We start from the raw sequence: 18,680 nt of genomic DNA, 5'->3' as shown, positions 1-18,680 counted from the left end.
AATTTCAATAATCGGATTTGAATGCACAGAGCCTTTGTTTTTGACATTAGCAATTAACCCTCGACCATCATTTTCAAAATCAACCGTTTGCTCATTCCCTAACTTATAAGGCATTGGACAAATAAATTTCAAAGTACCTTTTCCGATATCCACAAATTTATCAATATCAAAATCTTCATCTATAACTGCCATATATGTTCTATCAGGCATTACATCAAAAATCAGTTCTGCTGGATTTTCAGTAATAAGCCACTCCGCTATTTCTTCTTTTAATGTTTCTAAATTTGTCCCATTTGGAACAATAACCCCCACAGGTACAAGAAGAGGACGGGTTTCGGTATCTGTACTTAATAACCTTGCTCCTGGATATCCGGGGGTTTTTAGAAAATTCCTCCTTAAAGGTGCCCATGTTGGAGGATTCCATCCTCTTTCAATATGAATATAACTTTTTCTTTCTCCATTAAATTCAAAGGAACTCATTGTCTCCCTCCTTTTGCACAAAAGAAAAGAAACCCAAATCTAAAAGACTGAGTTTCTTGCTTGTGCTCTATTTTGATATTCAGTTACATACGGATGGCTCACACGCGCTATTTCCCTTCCTTCTAGTATGACCGGAATTTCAATATAAGTAGGTTCTGGTTTTATATATGGTTGCTTATCTGGATTATCATTGTCAGGTCTGTATTGTATGATATTCGGATTATCGGATAGAACCTCTCTCCATCTAGAAAGGCTGCCCACATCGTGGATTGAAAGCCCTTCGAATCGTTCCATTTGACGCCCAATTTCTCTTACCATATCACGCATACTTTCTGGGATATGTGTGATCCAATCGTTTTGCCAATCTCCATCTACAAAGATTGCATTAAAATACTTTGTTAATGGATCATCACCTTGGAAACTAAATATTTCTTGTGGTTTTATACTCCGAATACTATCAATAGCTCCAGATACTGTATTTTGTAATGCATCTCGTACAACAGAATATTGCGTTTTAACCCCTTCTGCAATTCCGTTTGCCATTTGAACACCTGTAAATAGCATTTTATTCGATCTGCTACCTAACGCTAATTCATTTACTAAAGCATTATTTGCCCTTGAACCAAGAGTACGACTCTCACGTTCAGCCATATAAGATCCTTTTTGAATACCTAGTGCAAATCCTTCACTAAAAGGTTTACCACCTTGATCACGTGTCAATCTTGATGGAGAGTTTACATTAAGTGTAGCCTTTAACGCCATAAAAGCACTTTGAGCTAAAGCTGACGCTACATTTTTTACATTCCATTCTCCATTAGAAATACCTTTAGCAAATCCACTAGAAAATGCTTCACCGGGGCTAGTAGTACTAACGCTTTTCAGACCAGAATTACCGCTTTCCGCTACATTAGAACCGCTCGATCTCGCTTGCCCTTTTGTATTTTCCATGCCTTGCGCAAACTGACTACCACCTTTTTGACCTTGTGGAGTACCATTGATTGTATTAAAACCAGCATGAGCCGAAGTAACGGCTTCTAGAGCACTTCCTCTGATATAACCTTTTTGATTTACAATACCACTCCCGAATCCTTGTCCCCCTTGATTACCTGCTGGGTTACCATTGATTGTGTTAAAACCGGTATGAGCACTAGCAACCACTTGCAAAGCGCTCCCCCTGATATAACCATCTTGACTTATTATCCCTCGCCCTAGTTCGCTGCCACTCTTACTTCCACCACCACCATCTGTAGTACTTCCCATGATACCCTCTACGGCTTGTTTCTTTCCTGTTGCCGCATTCTCAGGAGCTGTATTACCAGAAATACCATTAGCCTGCGTTTGACTAATATCAGATCCAACTTGCGTTAAATCTAACTTCGCTCCATTTTCAACTAGTAAAGCAATTGCTTTCGCTGCTAACTCAGCGTTAATGGAGCCGTTTTGCATACCTTGAACGAGTGTCTGTACATTAAATTGTCCAGCTTCACCAAGATCCACTTGAACATTACTTTTAATATCTAGCCCCATAGTCTGTGCGACTTGTGGTAAAGATAATGCCCCAATTTGCATTCCATTAATTAAAGTTTGAATGTTATTCTGACCTTCTTGAGTAGCGTCAACATTCATTCCGTTTTTAACGTTTTGTTGAAAGAATTGGAATACAGTATCAAAAGATAAAGTCCCTGTTTGAAGTCCTGTAATCCACGAGTCCATTGTCATTTTCCCGTAGATTCCTAAATCAATTGTGGTATTACCTTGCATATTCTTACTTAGGAATTCTCTTACTTCACCAGTATCTTTTGTTTTAATACCATCAATCCATTTTTGCATGGATTCAATACCACTTTGTGATAAATCCACTTTATAAACTTCTTTTAATTTATTAGCATTTGCGGTTGCTACAGCTGAAGAATCTAATTCACCCTTTTGAAGTTTCTGTAAGAATGTATCAATTGTGAACTGTCCAGCTGGCCCTAAATCAATTTTCATTTTGCCATCAATTTCTTTTGCCATTGATTCGGCTAACAATCTAGATGATTCTGTACCCTTTTGTAATTCAGAAAGATACATTCCTATACTTTCAATTTTAGATTTGCCATATTGCAACTCGTATCGAAGCAATTTATCTTGATAATCTTTTTCGGCTTTCTCTTGATCACTTCTAAAGCGTTGTTCCAAATCAGCCGATTTTTCACGGAATCCATATGCCGCTTTGAATCTTTCGCCCCATCCCTTATCTTCTGCTTCTATCCTTTTAGCTTGTGATGCCAAAACTTCTGAATCTTCTTCCTTCATATGTTGCTGTAACACTTTAAATCCATCATTTCTAATTGTCTGCAAGTCATTTACATGCTTCGATTCATAAAGTGCAATAGCATCTAATGTTGCTTTTCTTTCTTCCGGTTTAATTTCACCTAATTTAAACGCTTTTTCTACATTTTCGCGCCAACCTTTGGTTTGCTTTTCTAAAGATTTAACACCATCTTCATATACCTTTATGATGCTTTCAAACCGTTTTTTACCAGCATCTAAAGATAGCATCCCTCCAGCTTCAATCTCTTTCGAAATAGACGTGATTTCCTTTGCTTTTGTGTAAAACTGTTGAACGTTTTTATCAGCAACCTGTAATGCTTGTTCGAATTTTTGAGCGAAATCTTTGGGCATCTTCATGGTATCTCCTTGATACCTTTTAATACCCTCTTCCAAAATCTTTTCCGCTTGTGTAGCAACTTCAATCTCTTTATTAATGGATTCAATGACATTATTTTTCACTTGTTCTAGGGTTTGTTTAGCACCCTCAGGAACAGTTCCCATCAACTGACTAAACATTTTATTGAATTCGCTTTTCTTTCCTTCTAACTCTTTAATAACTTCATTTGTCATTCTTTGAAAAGCTTTAATGGTTTCGTCCGCTGCTTTATTCGCTTCTTCACCTGTTTTAAGTTTTAAATCCATCATGTTATTGATAGCTTTATCTTTTAAATCTACATAAGCACCAGCTGCTTTACTCGTTGCGTCACTTACTCTTTGACCAAACTTATCCATATCATTTTGTGCCTGTTTGGATTTTTCGTTCAGATCAACTATTGCTATACCTAGCGCCCCTACAGCAAGAACAGCTCCAGTAATAGCTAAAGCAATCGGGTTTGCTAATAAAGCACCTATCCCCATTGCTAAAAATCCTACAGCTGTTGTTACCCCTGCTATCCCGAAAGCCAATAAAGCACTTTTTGCAATCATTTGTTGTGTCGATTCATCTAAATTGTTAAACCAATCTACGACACCCTGAACACCAGATACTACATCAACTAAAATAGGTAATAACGCATCACCAAATGACTTTTTAAGAGTATCTACAGCACCACTTAATTCTTCAATTTTTCCTTTTGTTGTATTCATCTTTGTCTCGGCAACTTCTAATGCTGTTACCTTTGACATTTCCGTATACATATTTTTCACACCATCTGATCCCTCTTTATAAAGAATATTAGCGGCACGAATAGCATCTGAACCAAACAATGTATACATGTACGACTGTCTTTGCTCAGCCGTTAATCCTTGCATTGCCATTTGAAGAATTTCAGCAATATCGGACATTTCTTTCAAATTACCATTTGAATCGAAAAAGGCATTTGTCATAATACCCGTTTCAAAAGTTAATTTTTGAAACGCCTTCTCTGCTTTTTCAGATCCAACCTTCACACCTGCTTGTTTTGCTGCGTACTCAGATAAAGAACCAGTTACATCTTTAAATGAATTTGAAGTTGGCTTAATCCCTCTTTCACCAAGAAACTGCATTGCTTTGCCAGTATCGATTGTTATTAATCCCAAATCACTAAACATATCGTAAGCTTCATTAGATTTTGGAATTAAGTTTGCTAGCATGGTTTTCAATGAAGTACCTGCATCGGAACCTTTTAAGCCGTTCTGTGCAAATAAAGCTAATGCCGTTGTTGTATCTTTAAAACTAAGTCCCACACCAGATGCAACCGCTGAAACCATTGATAATCCAAACTTCATTTCTCCAACACTAGTTGCTGAAGCATTTGCTGCACCAGCTAATAGATCAGCTGCTTGTGCTACTGATAAGTTATCATCCTTAAATGCATTTAAAGCTGTAGAAGCAATTTCTGCTGCATCCCCCAATTCTAATTCCCCAGCTGTCGCTAAGTTCAAGGCACCCTCTAAACCGCCGTTAATAATGTCAGTTAGGCTTACCCCTGCTTTAATTAGCTCTTCAATACCTTGCCCTGCTTCCACAGATGAATATTTTGTTTTTTCTCCCATCTGTACTGCAAGTTCGCTAATTTTCTTCATTTCATCGCCAGTTGCACCAGAAACTGCTTGAATATCAGCCATCTTCTGCTCAAAATTCATAGATTCCTTTACAGCCATCGCAAGTCCAGCACCAATAACCCCAGTCATGGCTGCAAAGGTAGTACCAACCTGTCCACCTACATCTTGCATTTTATTTCCTGTATCGCGCATCCGTTCTCCGGTACGATGAAGACGATTTTGTTGCTCGGCTAATTCACGGTTCGTTTCTCTTATTTCATTTTGAATTCGCTCTTGAGCTGTTTCAGCACGATTCATAGCAATCGTATTGTTATCGATTTGCGTATTTAATCGTTGAAGCGCTTGACCGTTAGATGTGTATTCAGCTTGAAGTTGTTTTAACTCTTGTTTTAATTGTTTTGCTTCTTGTGAGTTACGTCCAAATTGCTGAACAGCTTGTTCATATTGCGTTTCAAGTCGCTCCATAGAAGCTGCTAATGTTAGATTAGACGCTTGTAATTGTTCTTGTTTTTGTCTTGCTTGTTCAATCTTTTGACGGTAATGTTCTACCTTTTGTCCCTGTAATGTGAATTTTTCATTCAAATGAGTTAACTTATTTTGTAACTGTTCAACAGAGTTACCAAGTAATCTAGCTCTTTCACTCGTTAAATTGAACTCTGAATCTAATAAACGTAAACCACGATTAATTCCTGCTACTCCATTTTCAAAACGTTGGGTATCCAACGTGACTCGTGCGCCAATTTCCATATCTCCAGCCATTTATCTCACCTACCTTTACAACCAATCTGGTGCTTGATTTGCTGTACGGACTACATTTTTATCTTCTTGCTTTTTCTTATAAGCTAACGTTTTAAAGAAAAGTACTAGATCCATCTGATTAATATCCGCTTGGGACATGCCAGAATCTTGTAACATACTATATATCCCTAACATCATTTCTGTAGGTTTGAACGGTTCTTTCTGTTCCTCTGTCTCTTTTTTTTTGCTGTATTTGTCTTTGAATCAATAGCATTAATAACTGCCACAGCCTCAGCGATACGACCTACAATTGCTAAACAAATTGCATAAATAGTTGATGTTAAAAACCAAATGTGTACTCCCTCAAGAAATTCTTCCGCTGTAAATCGATTTCCAAACACTTTAACAACAAAATGAGTAGCTTCTTTTAGTACATCAAAACGAACATTTTCAACATTTAATTTTTCTGTCCATTCAGCTGCTTCAAATCCGTCAGTAGACGAAATGTATGTTGGTAAAAAGAAAGTTTTTTTACCAACGGGTAGATTTAAAACCAATTTAAACAATTCTGTTTTTTGATTTTCTTGCATAATTGAATCTCCCTTCATAAATAAAGGGCACAGCATTAAGCTGTACCCTTTTTATAATTTTATTTGCTAAGTGATGGTGCTGTTTCTGTTGGTGGTGTTGGAACTGTTTTAAACCAGTTCGATGCAACAGTTGAATCGTATCCAGTTTCTTCTTCATCTAAACGATGTCTCCAGTTTCCATCTGAACGTTGGATCGCTTTGCATTTAATTTTAGCTGATTGGAACGTCGGTTTGTCTTCAGCTGTCTTGTGTTCATCTTCAGGAATTTCAAACTTCGTTTTGTAGTAGCAATAAAAACGATTTTTCCCATTGTCTTTTGGTAAACGATATAATAATGCTACATATGGAGCAACATCATTTACATTATCAATTACCTGACCTTTAATTAGTTTCTTTCCTAATAATTCAGCGTAAGTAGATAGTGAAATATCCGCTGTTTCTAGTTCAATCTCCACACCACCAAAGGCGCTTGCTGTTGCTAGTGGACCTCCTTCTGCGTAGAACGTTACGGATTCATTTTTAGGTGAAGCCTTGCCACTTACTGCATCTCCAATTTTCTTAGGTACTGCATACGTAAACTTACCATCTGGTGTTTCTGTCAAAATCGCATAATGTAAATCTCTAAAATCGACTGCAATTGCCATATTTGTTTTCCTCCTAAATTTTTAATTCTGTACGAAATCTCATACCATAATGATATATTTTCGTATCGGGTTCATATAAATTTGCTGTTGTAATACGCTGAAATCCTATATTTTTCATAGAAGTGTTTACTGCTTCTTTTAAATCACCCTTAACAGGGCTAAAAGACCAAATGTCTACTTGAAATAAAATAGTGCTAGTAGATTCCGCACCCTCCGTGTATCTCCTAGCACTATTATCTAACTCAGAATAAGTAATCCATGTTTTTCCGTTATCGTCACCACGAATCATATTGTAGATATATTCTCCACCAATTTTTTCTACAATAAAAGGCGTTGTAAGTGCACGTAACACATCTTTTTCTAAGAATCTCATACGATATGCAATGCCGTTGCAAAGACATTTCGCATCTCATGAACTGCCTTTACTTCTGTGTGAGTTACTGTCTTCTCAATAAAGCCTTTATGTGGTGGATGTGGCATTTTACTTGTTCCCCAGTTTTGGAACTTCATATAAAAGTGTGGGGAATTATCATCTCTTTCCCACCCCACACTAATTGATTTGACTCCATTTCGAGTTTTTATTTTTCCGACAAGCACCTCGTCCTTTGCATGTTTACCTGTTCTCCATGATTCTTTTGGTGAAGGTGGCTTTGGATGTGCACTTACTGGGCTTTCTACCTCTAAAGCATCCCTTACTACCTCAGCACCTTTCTTTAATGCTGAGTTTTCAATTGTTTTTACACTTCTTCCTAAAGCTTCAAAACGTTGAATAGCTTCTTGTATCCCAAAGGTTGTTACTTCTGCCATATAGATCGCTCCTCACACACCAAGCATGTCTCTTTATGTTGTTCATCAACATCTACAACAGCTTTTATTTCAAAGAGTCGGTCATCATATAAGACTCGCATTTTCGAATCAATTCCCCTACGAAATCGCATAAAAAAATTCACTGTACGTACCGCATTTTCAGTATTTCCAGCGAATATTTCATAGTTAAATCCCTTTCCAAATGGTGTTTTTGCTCTTGCCCAAACAGTGACAACATCTTTCCATTCTGGTGGAATTGGATTCCCTTCTTCATCTTTTTTATTTGTAATTTCCTTTTGAATTGTTATTCGTTTATTTAATTTACTTGGATTCATGATTATCACCGTTATTATAGTCCCTTAATTGTAATATAGTAGTTTCTAATGACTGTTTTAACGCAGGGACATTTAATGATTTATCTTGATTCTCATAGTTTAATAAAACATGTGTAATTACCGCTATTTTGTAAAGGGCCTTTTCACTTTCAGGAACACCAGAACCTAGTAAAGCTTCTTTTGCTCCATCGATTAGAAGTTGGATAACTATATCCTCTTCATTCCCATCAATTTTTAATTTTCCTTTTATAAGCTCCAGCATGCTATCACCTACGATCCTGAAGCATTTGTTTTCACTGATAATTCAACGCTTAACTTTGAACTTAATCCGTTATTCCCAACAGCTTTTACTTGATAAGAATATGTTGTATCACCTGTTAATCCTATATCTTTATAGCTTGTTGCTACTGACGTTCCTACTTGTTTGCCATTACGTAATATTTGATATTCTCTAATGCCCCCATCATACACAACAGGAGACCAACTAATGTTGGCCGTAGTTACTGTTGTAGAATCAACTTTTAATCCTGTTGGTTCTTGGGGAGGATTAGGGTGTAGTCTGTACTTCAGCGATACGGAATGCTGATTTCAGTTTAATTTTATGATCAACCCAAGCTGTTAAAACAAATAATTCAATGCCTGTTTTCACATCTTTGTCACGATCATAAATCATATTTGGATCGTAGTTGAAGTGAGAATACCTGAAATCACCCACAATAGGGTTCACTGCTGAATCACAGAACTTAACTGGTTTCCCTAAAACTTGTTCTGGTTGAGCATTATATAAAGTAGCACTACCATTAGCCAGTGTTTCAATTATTTCTAAATAATCCGCGTAGCGCATTTCAATAGTTGCATTTGCACGGAAATCTTCATGTAAATCTGCAACTGCCGACTTAATAGCTTTATATAAAGTAGCACCTTTAACGCTTTTAATGCCAGCTTTATAGAATGACATGGATTCTTCTCCAGCTTTAGGAGTTGTTGTAAATGCCACTTTCTTTTCTTTTGCTGCTAAACCGCTTTCTAACGCCTGATCTACAACTTGTACTAAGTTGGTATCTGTTGACGCTAAAATAGTTTCTGAGATAGGTACAAAAACCTTGAATTTGTGACGTCCGAATATTACAACATCACCTTCTGCTTTTAGTTCCTTCGCTGTATCTGTATCTGCAATAAAATCATCATCATCTAATGTAAATGTAACTTTAGGAATTTCAAGATTCGTTACACTTGTAAATGTAGATACTTCCCTTAATGGATTTTTAACGAATGGTTCATGTAATAATTCATTCGTCATTGTGCTTGGAAGAATTTTTTCTCCACCTGTTGAGTTCTTATCACCAAGAGCTGCTCGTGCTTCTTGCGATAAAGTACCACCGCGAATTGTAGCGCGAACTAACTCTGCTTTCGCTGCAATTACCTTTTGCTTTGGATCTTCAATAGATTGTAAACCAGTTTGAGTTTGAAATTGTGCTTTTTGTTCAGCTTCCATCGTGTCATGTTGTTCTTTAATTACATTGAAGCGCATTTGAAGATCTTTCTTAGATTGTTGTAACGTTTGTAGACTTTCCATGGTTGCGGATGGATCAATTGCCTTCTGAGAAAGTTCACTCTCTACTTTTTGGAGTTGTTGACCAATAGTAGATAAATTTTGTTTTAATTCAAATAATGTATTTTTTGAAAAGTATTGAAAGTTACCAAGGGATAATCGAAATTTATTTTTCATTTTCATGAATGAATTCCTCCTAAAATTGTTTTTATATAGTCCGCATTAGCTTTCGCTTCTTCGGCAATTTTTTGTCGTTCTAACATTTCGTTTGATGATATGTTAGCTTGTGCATTAACTAATTGTTGTGGAATATTTTTGTATTCCTTCATCCACTTTTCATCTAGACATGCTGCTGCATTATTTGCTGAGATAATTTCATCACAAAGTCCATAACCCATTGCTTCTTCAGCTGATAACCATGTCTCTGCATCTAGTAATTGTTTTAATGTATCTTCATCTAACTTGTCACCAGCACGGGTTAGATAGTGTTGTACCATCGATTGGTTAATACGTTCAATATCATCCGCTGCTTTACGTAACTGATCGGCATTTCCTGATGCATATGTCCATGCATTGTGAATCATCATCATTGAATTAGCATACATAATAATTTTGTCCGAAATCATTGGTAATACTGACGCACATGAAGCGCCTATTCCATCAATATAAGAGATTACCTTCGCCTGATGCCTTTGTAACATTGCGATAATAGCCATCGTTTCAAAGACAGATCCACCTGGACTATTGATGTAAAGGTTAATCGTTTCAATATCGTCACCTAATTTATCAAGTTCATTTTTGAACGTAATAGAAGATACTTCTCCATACTCTTCCCATGCATACTTTGTAATTTCTCCATAAATAAAAACATCGGCCGTTTTACCATTGGCGGATGCTTTCATTTTGAAAAACTTATTCTGTTTGTTCTTTGCCACTGTTTTTCACCCCCTTCCGTTGAGTTGGGTCCATATCAATCGGATATAAATCACCACTTACCCAAAGTTTTGAAGCATTACCACCCACAGGCGGTTCATCTTCTTTTTGACGAACATCATCTTGTGATAACCATCCACTCCTAATTGCGGCTTGGTAATAAGCTGTTCTTGAAGCTGTATCACCTCTTAACAGCCCTCCAAGGTTGAATTTAAAGTAATGGCCTTCTTGTCGTTCTTTTTTATTCAGCAACTTACGATTCATTTCTTGCTCATACTGACGAACAATAGGAGTCAAAGTCATTTGAACAAACTGAATCATCAACTGTTCATTACTGCTATAACTTTGCCCTTCCGTGTCATTTAAAAATGTAACCGGAACATTAAAAACGTTAGCAACCCTTGAACGTGTAATTCGTTCCGATGCTAACGTGTCTGAAGCGAAGTATTTCCGCTCCATTTCTTCTATATTGACACCTGGTTCCCTAAATAAAATACCACCATTCTCTTGATAAAACCGTCTAAAATCATCAATGATTTTTTGTCTCTTTTCATTATCTACCTGCGTCGCATAATCCAAAATAAAACTATCTTTTTTCTGCATTTCTGACAAACTAAATTCTTGTACTGCCTTATCATATTCAAGAGTATTTCTCAAAACATCAATGGGACAAATACCTTTCCATCTTGAAATACCTGTGATGTGTTTGACATGAAACATGTTCATATTGTGGATGTAATACGTTCCTTCAATTCCACGTACCTCATACCACAAATTATTATCATCCGTATTTAAAAAAGGCGTTACATAAGCAGACTCAATAGGGATTAATGATTCTACTTGAAATCTAATATCACGAATGATAGCTGCATATCCATTTCCAGTTTCATTTCTTGAAACTTCAATTTTATTTATCCATTCAAATCCGGTCATGTTTGGATTAGGTTCATTCATCACAACATCAGACACTTGATTAACAACAGTGTCATAATCCTTATAGAGCTTTAATGGCAAAGATGCTACCGTATTAGATAATCTGCTAATCACACTAAAAATCGTCTCATTTGTAGCTAACTTTGCATTATCAATACCCCAAAACTTCCTTCCAAACCATGAAGTGAAGTCATATCCAGCACCTTTCCATCCCAATGAAGCTCCTTTGATTGCTCCCTTAACACGATCAATCAGTTTCAATTTCTCACCGCCTTTCTATTTAAAAAGATCGTTAACTGATATAAATTCAATATTTCCATCACCTTGTAATTGAGATAACATAGGGATTACTTCCGTATGAGCGTTTAAAAACGCTGCAAATCCATCAATCTTTCGATATTTACTCTGTTTAGATGGTAAAAAGTTCCCGTTTCTGTCTTCCACAAGCTTTACATTATTCATATACCAACGAAAAAGACGGTTTTTATTACTGATTATTTTTCCATCCAACAACAATTCTTTTACATCCTTTAATGCTGGGCTTAAAGTTAAATGCCCTTGTCGAACTGGTTCGGTTTTAAATCCATATGCTTTCAAATCTTCATTTAAACGGTAAGCATTGGCTGGATCATAAGTGATTTTCTTTATAAAATATTGTTCAGATTGCTCGACAAACCAATCATACACATACTCATATTTCACATACTCACCAGGGATAATAGTGAGCCAACCTTTGTCTTTAAATTCTTTGAAACTAATATTCTCGTTATCACGATCAACTTTAGCCTGCGGAACCCAACTATGAGATAGCACAAAAACATTTCCATCCTCTAAAGGGAACTCTAAACAAGCACTTGTAAAATCTTCTGTTGCGGATAAATCATAACCTGCAACACATTCTTTACCAGCTAATGCCTTTATATCAATAACCTCTTCATTTCTTTTTAATATCTCAATACCTACAAAGGACATTTCATCATTATCAACAAAGATGTTAAATTGTTTTGTAATCCAGTCATTCTTTTCCGCATCTGTATGCTTGTCTGTATTCCAGTCATCAATAAGCGATGGAAGATCTAGCGAAACTCCCATATTAGGATTTGCTTTAATCCATAGTTCAGGATTCTCAATTTCATCCACACTATCCATTTCGGCCATGAAATAAAACTTTCTATCTTGCTCGATAACTCCTTCCAAAACATCAGTTGCAATTTCATAGTATTGAACAAGTGGTCCTTCAAGCTGATATCCTGCCGTAGTGATATAAACAATCATTGGTTGTTTACGTGCACCACGTGATTTTTTTATAACATTAATTAACTTAAAGTTTTTGAATTCATGTATTTCATCAAAAATACCAAGATGTGTATTTAATCCGTCTAGTTTCTTACTGTCGGATGCACGAGGTTCAATTTTAGAATGCGTTTTATCATGGAAAATACCTTTCTGATTTTCGCGTAAATGTTTCCGAAGAAGGGGTGATTTTTGAACCATTGCACGACTTTCATCAAATAACTCCCCAGCTTGTTGTTTTGTATTTGCTAAAACATAAACACGAGCACCTGGTTCAGTATCTTTAGCAACAGCATAATTAGATAAACCAGAAATCATTGTAGTTTTTCCATTTTTACGTCCAATAAAAATAAGGCCCTCACGAAAGCGCCTATAACCTGTATCTTTATGAATCCATCCATACAAAGAACCTATAACAAAGTGTTGCCACGGTTGAAGAACCAACCTTTTATAATCACCTTTTGATGGACGACAAAACTTTTCTATATATCGTATAGGTCGATGCGCTTTTTCTTCATCAAAAACCCAAGGGAACTCCTCAGTCCCCTGTCTCCTCAAATCGTTTAGATGACGTTGACAAGACAAGACATTTTTCTTACTAGCTATTATGTTTCCTTTCACAACTTGTTCTGCATACCAAGTTGTTCTTAGTTCAGGAGATGGATCTACCAGAATATTAAAATGCTGTATCTGCTCATTTCGCCAATTTTTATACCACTTAGCTATTTCAGAGGGCTTAGAAGTTGTCGTAATCATCATCAGAATCTCCAGTTAGCTCTTCCTGAAGCTTTTTTCGACTTGCCCCAGTCAACCCTAGCTCCCCTAAATATTGTCGAATCTGTTGTAAATATTTAGGTATCTCTGGTATCAAAGTGTGCTTAGTCAGATTTGTAGCACCAGCTTTATTTGTATACTCCATCGTCAGGCCTTCTTTTTTAACGTTAGCTGCCATCTCTCTAAACATTTGATAACTGAAGGCAATCGCTTCAACTACAATAGGATCGTTGATGTCAGCCTTTCCTTCAACTTCTAAAACAGACCAAATACGAATCCAAGTATCTTTTCCTACCTTTTTTAAATGCGTAGGCGGTTTCCTCTCAATCAATCCTTTATCCACGATATCACCTCACTTACATTTTATGGATAAAAAGTACCGATTCAGAAATAAATAGCTCTTATTTTCAGGCTTCCCCCCCTTTAGAAACATCACTTGCGCTACCCACGAAGGAGGCGTCCGGTCTGGGTGGAAACGGCTCTGAACAATAAAAGGAGGGGGGCTATATGAATTCTTTGTTCGCTTTTACTTTTACGAACTGAATCTTTCTTTTATTTTTCTTTTTCCCTCCACCCTTTTCAGGATGTTCTTTGTTGTGACATGCATTACATAAACTAATTAAGTTATCTAATGTTAATGCAAGTTCAGGATATTCACTTCTTTCTTTGATATGATGGACCATATCAGCAGGTACTGGTATCAATGGATCATGCTTCATACACTCTTGGCAACGGTAACTGTCTCGTATCAATGCTAACTCCCTACACCTTCGCCAAGCTGTGCTATCATAGAACTTCTTTGCTTCTTTATCTCGTTTGTATTTATCGTAGAACTTTCGTTGTTGCTTGGTGTTATATTCATTCACTTCCCTTTACCTCTATCATATCTATATCAATTCGCTTCTCTCGGTGTTGAATATCAAGACACTTCTCGCAATAGAAGGTAGCTGATACTCCTTTAATGAATCGCTTATTATCAGAATGAAAAGAAATAGTCTCACTATCTAACACACGGTACTTATGCTCACACATCCATCCTCACTCCTTACATTTAAATGCAACACGTTTGCACTTATCTTTCCCCAACAACAAAACAAGGCGCCTACAAGAATTGTTATTAATTTAAACAAACGGCGTCGCTCGGATTATATCTTGTTGAATTCGTTTAGTATCCTCAGCTATTGCTCTACCGTTTAAAATCAAAGGCACATTAAATTTAAGCACATCGTCATCCTTATTAAACTTTCCCATAACCTTTTCCAACTTCTCTAATGCGGTCACACATTCATTAGCAGCTTCAGTTACTTCCTTCATTTGTTTTAACGCTTCTGATGTATTAGCATCAATACTAATCTTCAATTTGTTATTAGCCATTCTGTTCTCCCTCCTTCTTCATCAGTATTTATCTACTTCCGAACCAAACCTTCAAGGTGAATAATAGTTTGCTTTATTCCCTCTATGCTATCTGACATAACATTTATCGTTTCAACCAATTTATCTTTATCTCTTTGTAAATCACTAATACTTTTTTCTAATTCAGCAACTCTCTTTTCAGGATATTGATTATCCATTTTTTATCCCTCCAAAATAAAAAGCACCCAAATGGATGCTTTTCTTTCAATTATTGATTTGTATTTCGATTGTGGTACGTGAAGTTTTATTCTTTTTCCAGTTACCTAATATTTTTACATTCATCTGCGCCAACACCATTAAGTAATTGGAAGAAGAGCAAAAGCTCTCCTTAATAACGGTATCATTCAATCATTACCATCTGCTGGTTTCGGATTTTATGTGCCGTCATTATGAAACCGTTTAGACAACATATAGATTATAAAGGAATCTTTATGAGTTGTGTTTTCCGCCACTTCTCACAATACAAATATAACATGTCAAAATCCAAAAAGAGTCCGTAAATAGTTCGCAAATAGTTCGCGTTTTATTTTTGATATTCTTCCCTAGCTACCTTACTTAGATTTTGCATATAATCTAGTAAATCATCCATTGTATCTTCTGAACCATAAACAAATTTTTTAACTTCATTTGCTGTTTCTATTGTTACCTTGATTTCTTCAGTTAAGATATTATACTCTTTTTTCACATTACCAAAGCAAGCTTTTTCCTCAGATAACTTGTCTACTTTTGCACTTAAGGCTTTATATTGTGGACTGCTAAACCCACTTAAAAAATCCTCATTACTGCGACTACTTAAAATCTCACCTATCTCTGCCGTTATCTTTCTAATCTCTTCCGTGTTATCCTTTAAACCTAATATTTCAAATTCTTTATAAATAGGAGTTTCCTTAACAGGATTCACAATAAAAAAATTAGTAAAACCAGTAAATATTGTATCGATTGCTTCAAATCTTTTTCGATTAGAAATATTCAAACTAAAACACTCCTTTATTAATAATTCTTTCCAATTATATCATATCAATTTCCAAGGTCTTCCGATTTTCGGGATCACTTTCCTTTTTTCATTACAAATTATCCTTCTTTTTATATACTTTTTAATCTTTTAGATAAATAATCTCTAAAAACGAATTCACTATAAACCATAGAGTGTTGAATTGACCTCTTCCGTTTTTCCCTAGAGTAACAAGGCTTTGCTTTAATTCTTCAAAATGAATTTGACACTTTTCTTTTGTAGCTAATTCAAAAAAGACCTAAAAAAATATAGGTCTCTAGATTTTAAATTTCTTTTGATAATCATTTAGCGTATCTTGTTCTATCCCAATGTATCTTAGTGTTTCTTTTTGATCTGTATGGTTGAGCATTTGTTGTAACACTGCTACATCTTTAAACTGCTTGTAGTGATGGTATCCATATGTTTTTCGGAGAGAATGCGTCCCAATACGTTCTAAACCAAACTCTTTTGCTGCTTGGTTTAATATGACGTAGGCCATGGATCGAGTGATTGGCTTATTCTTACCATTCCTACTCTTAATAAGAAATTCATTTTTCGGTCGCCCCTTCGCATACTCACGTATTGCCTTCTTTAAATCTGGAGGCATCTTCACTTCCTTTACCTTCTTTGTTTTCTTTTCACGAATAAAGATACTCCAACCCTCCACATCGCGAATACGAAGACGTAATATATCTGATATGCGTAATCCTGTATTAATACCAAGAAGGAACAGAATGTAGTTTCTTTCATTCTGCTCCTTGAAAAACTCCTTCATTTCCTTAATTGCTTCCCTATCTCTAATGGGCTGAACAAGATTCATACATTCTTCACCCCCTCCTTACGTTTTGCTTTCTTCTTGTATACTTCCACTTTTAAATTAAACGCTAAACGTAGTAACGCTGAACCTTTTAACTTATAATACTTTGTTTTTCCTACGCCTAATTCAAGCCAAATATTTAAGTCTGATTCAATTTCTTCTTCCATATAACTTTTAAAAATAATATATCTTTCATCAGGTTTTAGCGTATTCGCAGCTTGATGTACCCAATCCATGTATTCTTTTCTTTGCTGCTCTAATTCAATTCGTTCAATAGCAATATCTTCAGTAGAACTATGAAACTGATTTGTAAATGTCGGAGGAACCTCTGAAAACATTGTCGTTACTTTCGGCATTAAATTACTTGGCAATGTATTCAAATACTCACGATAACTCCCCAGTACTTCTTCTACCGCTTTCTTTGTTTTCTTTGTATCTACAACTGGCATATTAAAAAATAACTGTTCTCTCATTTTGAGTTCCTCCTTAATTAATCTTACTTTTGTCTTAGTGCTCCACGTCTACGCTCATAGCGTGGCCCACGAATTCCCATTAAATCTTCAATGTCACGGGTACTTAATTTTTCTTTTTGTTTTTTCTTGTTTTTCTTCTTTGCTTGTTTTGATTGCTTTTTCCATTCACGTAGCGGATCCTTTAACGCTTTCATTCCCCATTTCCCTTTTCAAAATAAAAAAGACACCTATTCCTAAAACAGCTTTAATTGCTGCTTTAATGAATTGGTGTCCTCTAGTTTTCTAGCCAGACTATATTTTCTTTATTAACTTTTCAAAAGAAATAGTTCGCTTACATAGCTGACATTATTACAAATATCTTTCTACCCCATGTTGAACATTTCAAATTAATCTTAAATACTTGTTTCTTACAAAAAAATTTATAAAATATATGGATTATATGGAATGTAAAATCCAATATTCAACTTAATATCAGGTGTACTAGTTAAGCAAAATAAATGTAATGTTAATTTTTTATAATCCTTAAAAATAATTTGAGATAAGAACACTGGCGTATCATTTTTATCTAATTCCCAACGTATAGGGCCAATTTCTAAAGGCTCTGTAAATTCAATGTCTATGGTATTTAATCCTGGTTTTAAAGGGTAAAACCCTCTAAAGGACTCGGCTTTAAATGCAACCATAATCGATCTCCTTATTGTATAATAAATGAATACTCTATTGGGTTTACATAAACTACGATATCATTCTTTGGATCTGGATTAAAGAATTGTAATTCCCATTGTCTTGGTGATGTATATTCACACTTAGTTAGATAAACTTGACTACTAGTACTATCACTTTTCCAATTGAAATTAATAAGGCATTTGTCAGGATTCGCATTGATTGATTTAGGATCTGAATGTTTTCCTGCTGGGACATCGAATTTATACTGATTAGTATTAAATAACATTTGTGGTCTTGGATATACATCTCCTGTATTAAACATTTTCAAACTCCTTTATACAACATATTTTAAAATCTACAATCAACATATATGCTGTTCAACTTCTTTAACTTTTATGCGAAATTTCAATGTACTTTTATTAAAAGGATTATTTTGTTTGGTTTTATAATGCTCTTTTCTCTCTTAGTAACTGAATGTTATTAATTACAACCGTATGAGCATTGCATTTTTCTTTTAACAGATCCATTAGATCCAGGACATCTTTTCTACTATTTAGTTTCGAACGGCTATTGAATAAATACGTGCAATCCGCATTACCGTTTTTTTGGTAATACTTATAAGAAATCAAATATTCAAATCTACGTGGCCTCATTTTCTTCTTCCTCTCCTGAATGAAACTCAATATTTTGTCAATACTGTAGATGGAGGAATTTTTATATACCCATTAATTCCTTCCTTTCTTTAAGGGTTGAGCAGTTAGCTTTTGCTAGCTGCTCTTTTATTTTTTATCACTTTTTTTATAAAGTGACATACTTTGTATTGAACACTTTTCAATACACCTTCATAAGGCCTGCTTAAATGTTTTAAATTCACTCCGAGAAAGAGCACTGTTCGAAGGTGCTCTTTTTTAATTTTACACATCCGAATATTCCTTAATATTTAAC

26 protein-coding genes are annotated in these 18,680 nt (G+C 35.5%); all 26 read right to left on the bottom strand.

Annotation, left to right across the window (positions count from 1 at the left end; translation table 11 throughout):
* Positions 1 to 480: distal tail protein Dit (locus tag ACLBXA_RS28905; protein ID WP_447617720.1), on the bottom strand; the 480-nt coding region annotated here is incomplete at its 3' end.
* A 39-nt stretch (positions 481 to 519) separates the two neighbouring features.
* Positions 520 to 5,535 (bottom strand): phage tail tape measure protein, encoded by a 5,016-nt coding sequence (locus ACLBXA_RS28900; RefSeq protein ID WP_447617719.1) that lies wholly within the window; start codon positions 5,533 to 5,535, stop codon positions 520 to 522.
* 15 nt (positions 5,536 to 5,550) lie between these two features.
* A complete protein-coding gene (locus ACLBXA_RS28895) occupies positions 5,551 to 5,691 on the bottom strand; it encodes a hypothetical protein (RefSeq protein WP_000938713.1) in 141 nt (46 codons plus the stop codon).
* Between the two features lie 17 nt (positions 5,692 to 5,708).
* Positions 5,709 to 6,104 (bottom strand): phage tail assembly chaperone G, encoded by a 396-nt coding sequence (gene gpG / locus ACLBXA_RS28890; protein WP_447617718.1) that lies wholly within the window; start codon positions 6,102 to 6,104, stop codon positions 5,709 to 5,711.
* A gap of 59 nt (positions 6,105 to 6,163) precedes the next feature.
* Entirely contained in the window at positions 6,164 to 6,748 is a 585-nt protein-coding gene (locus ACLBXA_RS28885; RefSeq protein WP_447617717.1) for a major tail protein, read from the bottom strand.
* A 13-nt stretch (positions 6,749 to 6,761) separates the two neighbouring features.
* A complete protein-coding gene (locus ACLBXA_RS28880; protein ID WP_447617716.1) occupies positions 6,762 to 7,121 on the bottom strand; it encodes a structural protein in 360 nt (119 codons plus the stop codon).
* Positions 7,118 to 7,555, bottom strand: a complete 438-nt coding sequence (locus ACLBXA_RS28875) for an HK97-gp10 family putative phage morphogenesis protein (protein ID WP_000852721.1) — start codon at positions 7,553 to 7,555, stop codon at positions 7,118 to 7,120. Before ACLBXA_RS28875 ends, ACLBXA_RS28880 begins: the two co-directional genes overlap by 4 nt.
* A complete protein-coding gene (locus tag ACLBXA_RS28870; protein ID WP_141493392.1) occupies positions 7,543 to 7,890 on the bottom strand; it encodes a phage head closure protein in 348 nt (115 codons plus the stop codon). The genes ACLBXA_RS28875 and ACLBXA_RS28870 overlap by 13 nt, the downstream gene beginning before the upstream one ends.
* Positions 7,877 to 8,152 carry a head-tail connector protein gene (locus ACLBXA_RS28865; RefSeq protein ID WP_098015078.1) on the bottom strand — a complete coding sequence of 92 codons (276 nt, stop codon included), beginning with the start codon at positions 8,150 to 8,152 and terminating at the stop codon, positions 7,877 to 7,879. The genes ACLBXA_RS28870 and ACLBXA_RS28865 overlap by 14 nt, the downstream gene beginning before the upstream one ends.
* Before the next feature lie 8 nt (positions 8,153 to 8,160).
* Positions 8,161 to 8,460: a fibronectin type III domain-containing protein gene (locus ACLBXA_RS28860; protein WP_447617723.1), complete on the bottom strand. Its 300-nt coding sequence runs from the start codon at positions 8,458 to 8,460 to the stop codon at positions 8,161 to 8,163.
* On the bottom strand, positions 8,438 to 9,625 hold the full coding sequence (locus ACLBXA_RS28855; protein ID WP_059303835.1) for a phage major capsid protein: 1,188 nt from the start codon (positions 9,623 to 9,625) through the stop codon (positions 8,438 to 8,440). The genes ACLBXA_RS28860 and ACLBXA_RS28855 overlap by 23 nt, the downstream gene beginning before the upstream one ends.
* Entirely contained in the window at positions 9,622 to 10,377 is a 756-nt protein-coding gene (locus tag ACLBXA_RS28850; RefSeq protein WP_447617715.1) for a head maturation protease, ClpP-related, read from the bottom strand. Before ACLBXA_RS28850 ends, ACLBXA_RS28855 begins: the two co-directional genes overlap by 4 nt.
* Positions 10,355 to 11,569 (bottom strand): phage portal protein, encoded by a 1,215-nt coding sequence (locus ACLBXA_RS28845; protein WP_098015081.1) that lies wholly within the window; start codon positions 11,567 to 11,569, stop codon positions 10,355 to 10,357. Before ACLBXA_RS28845 ends, ACLBXA_RS28850 begins: the two co-directional genes overlap by 23 nt.
* A 15-nt stretch (positions 11,570 to 11,584) precedes the next feature.
* On the bottom strand, positions 11,585 to 13,357 hold the full coding sequence (locus ACLBXA_RS28840; protein WP_447617714.1) for a terminase large subunit: 1,773 nt from the start codon (positions 13,355 to 13,357) through the stop codon (positions 11,585 to 11,587).
* Positions 13,338 to 13,718 (bottom strand): phage terminase small subunit P27 family, encoded by a 381-nt coding sequence (locus tag ACLBXA_RS28835; protein ID WP_000357492.1) that lies wholly within the window; start codon positions 13,716 to 13,718, stop codon positions 13,338 to 13,340. The genes ACLBXA_RS28840 and ACLBXA_RS28835 overlap by 20 nt, the downstream gene beginning before the upstream one ends.
* Before the next feature lie 160 nt (positions 13,719 to 13,878).
* A complete protein-coding gene (locus ACLBXA_RS28830) occupies positions 13,879 to 14,241 on the bottom strand; it encodes an HNH endonuclease (protein WP_447617713.1) in 363 nt (120 codons plus the stop codon).
* Positions 14,234 to 14,407, bottom strand: coding sequence for a hypothetical protein (locus tag ACLBXA_RS28825; RefSeq protein WP_447617712.1), 174 nt, complete (start codon positions 14,405 to 14,407; stop codon positions 14,234 to 14,236). Before ACLBXA_RS28825 ends, ACLBXA_RS28830 begins: the two co-directional genes overlap by 8 nt.
* Before the next feature lie 90 nt (positions 14,408 to 14,497).
* Entirely contained in the window at positions 14,498 to 14,749 is a 252-nt protein-coding gene (locus ACLBXA_RS28820) for a hypothetical protein (protein WP_447617711.1), read from the bottom strand.
* A gap of 32 nt (positions 14,750 to 14,781) precedes the next feature.
* Positions 14,782 to 14,946, bottom strand: coding sequence for a hypothetical protein (locus ACLBXA_RS28815; RefSeq protein WP_180325368.1), 165 nt, complete (start codon positions 14,944 to 14,946; stop codon positions 14,782 to 14,784).
* A 365-nt stretch (positions 14,947 to 15,311) separates the two neighbouring features.
* A complete protein-coding gene (locus tag ACLBXA_RS28810; RefSeq protein ID WP_447617710.1) occupies positions 15,312 to 15,761 on the bottom strand; it encodes a hypothetical protein in 450 nt (149 codons plus the stop codon).
* Positions 15,762 to 16,056: 295 nt separating this feature from the next.
* On the bottom strand, positions 16,057 to 16,599 hold the full coding sequence (locus ACLBXA_RS28805) for a tyrosine-type recombinase/integrase (RefSeq protein ID WP_447617709.1): 543 nt from the start codon (positions 16,597 to 16,599) through the stop codon (positions 16,057 to 16,059).
* A complete protein-coding gene (locus ACLBXA_RS28800; protein WP_447617708.1) occupies positions 16,596 to 17,069 on the bottom strand; it encodes an ArpU family phage packaging/lysis transcriptional regulator in 474 nt (157 codons plus the stop codon). Before ACLBXA_RS28800 ends, ACLBXA_RS28805 begins: the two co-directional genes overlap by 4 nt.
* A gap of 23 nt (positions 17,070 to 17,092) precedes the next feature.
* On the bottom strand, positions 17,093 to 17,263 hold the full coding sequence (locus ACLBXA_RS28795) for a hypothetical protein (protein WP_447617707.1): 171 nt from the start codon (positions 17,261 to 17,263) through the stop codon (positions 17,093 to 17,095).
* Between the two features lie 225 nt (positions 17,264 to 17,488).
* On the bottom strand, positions 17,489 to 17,752 hold the full coding sequence (locus ACLBXA_RS28790; RefSeq protein ID WP_447617706.1) for a hypothetical protein: 264 nt from the start codon (positions 17,750 to 17,752) through the stop codon (positions 17,489 to 17,491).
* Between the two features lie 11 nt (positions 17,753 to 17,763).
* A complete protein-coding gene (locus ACLBXA_RS28785) occupies positions 17,764 to 18,057 on the bottom strand; it encodes a hypothetical protein (protein WP_447617705.1) in 294 nt (97 codons plus the stop codon).
* A 121-nt stretch (positions 18,058 to 18,178) separates the two neighbouring features.
* On the bottom strand, positions 18,179 to 18,388 hold the full coding sequence (locus ACLBXA_RS28780; protein WP_033699651.1) for a hypothetical protein: 210 nt from the start codon (positions 18,386 to 18,388) through the stop codon (positions 18,179 to 18,181).
* Positions 18,389 to 18,680 lie beyond the last annotated feature (292 nt).

It is taken from the genome of Bacillus sp. D48C, from assembly GCF_053345735.1.
The sequence above is the reverse complement of the archived record's forward strand: the minus strand, read 5'-3'. Positions and strand labels throughout refer to the sequence as shown.

What these genes read in the sequence shown, in the direction of transcription:
- ACLBXA_RS28870 (WP_141493392.1), bottom strand. Translation starts at nt 7,890, where the DNA reads ATGAATCCAAGTAAATTAAATAAACGAATAACAATTCAAAAGGAAATT.
- ACLBXA_RS28895 (WP_000938713.1), bottom strand. Translation starts at nt 5,691, where the DNA reads ATGTTACAAGATTCTGGCATGTCCCAAGCGGATATTAATCAGATGGAT.
- ACLBXA_RS28855 (WP_059303835.1), bottom strand. Translation starts at nt 9,625, where the DNA reads ATGAAAATGAAAAATAAATTTCGATTATCCCTTGGTAACTTTCAATAC.
- ACLBXA_RS28840 (WP_447617714.1), bottom strand. Translation starts at nt 13,357, where the DNA reads ATGATTACGACAACTTCTAAGCCCTCTGAAATAGCTAAGTGGTATAAA.
- ACLBXA_RS28820 (WP_447617711.1), bottom strand. Translation starts at nt 14,749, where the DNA reads ATGGCTAATAACAAATTGAAGATTAGTATTGATGCTAATACATCAGAA.
- ACLBXA_RS28825 (WP_447617712.1), bottom strand. Translation starts at nt 14,407, where the DNA reads ATGTGTGAGCATAAGTACCGTGTGTTAGATAGTGAGACTATTTCTTTT.
- ACLBXA_RS28800 (WP_447617708.1), bottom strand. Translation starts at nt 17,069, where the DNA reads ATGAGAGAACAGTTATTTTTTAATATGCCAGTTGTAGATACAAAGAAA.
- ACLBXA_RS28815 (WP_180325368.1), bottom strand. Translation starts at nt 14,946, where the DNA reads ATGGATAATCAATATCCTGAAAAGAGAGTTGCTGAATTAGAAAAAAGT.
- ACLBXA_RS28880 (WP_447617716.1), bottom strand. Translation starts at nt 7,121, where the DNA reads ATGAGATTCTTAGAAAAAGATGTGTTACGTGCACTTACAACGCCTTTT.
- ACLBXA_RS28785 (WP_447617705.1), bottom strand. Translation starts at nt 18,057, where the DNA reads ATGTTTAATACAGGAGATGTATATCCAAGACCACAAATGTTATTTAAT.
- ACLBXA_RS28795 (WP_447617707.1), bottom strand. Translation starts at nt 17,263, where the DNA reads ATGAAAGCGTTAAAGGATCCGCTACGTGAATGGAAAAAGCAATCAAAA.
- ACLBXA_RS28865 (WP_098015078.1), bottom strand. Translation starts at nt 8,152, where the DNA reads ATGCTGGAGCTTATAAAAGGAAAATTAAAAATTGATGGGAATGAAGAG.
- ACLBXA_RS28780 (WP_033699651.1), bottom strand. Translation starts at nt 18,388, where the DNA reads ATGAGGCCACGTAGATTTGAATATTTGATTTCTTATAAGTATTACCAA.
- ACLBXA_RS28790 (WP_447617706.1), bottom strand. Translation starts at nt 17,752, where the DNA reads ATGGTTGCATTTAAAGCCGAGTCCTTTAGAGGGTTTTACCCTTTAAAA.
- ACLBXA_RS28885 (WP_447617717.1), bottom strand. Translation starts at nt 6,748, where the DNA reads ATGGCAATTGCAGTCGATTTTAGAGATTTACATTATGCGATTTTGACA.
- ACLBXA_RS28805 (WP_447617709.1), bottom strand. Translation starts at nt 16,599, where the DNA reads ATGAATCTTGTTCAGCCCATTAGAGATAGGGAAGCAATTAAGGAAATG.
- ACLBXA_RS28900 (WP_447617719.1), bottom strand. Translation starts at nt 5,535, where the DNA reads ATGGCTGGAGATATGGAAATTGGCGCACGAGTCACGTTGGATACCCAA.
- ACLBXA_RS28875 (WP_000852721.1), bottom strand. Translation starts at nt 7,555, where the DNA reads ATGGCAGAAGTAACAACCTTTGGGATACAAGAAGCTATTCAACGTTTT.
- gpG (WP_447617718.1), bottom strand. Translation starts at nt 6,104, where the DNA reads ATGCAAGAAAATCAAAAAACAGAATTGTTTAAATTGGTTTTAAATCTA.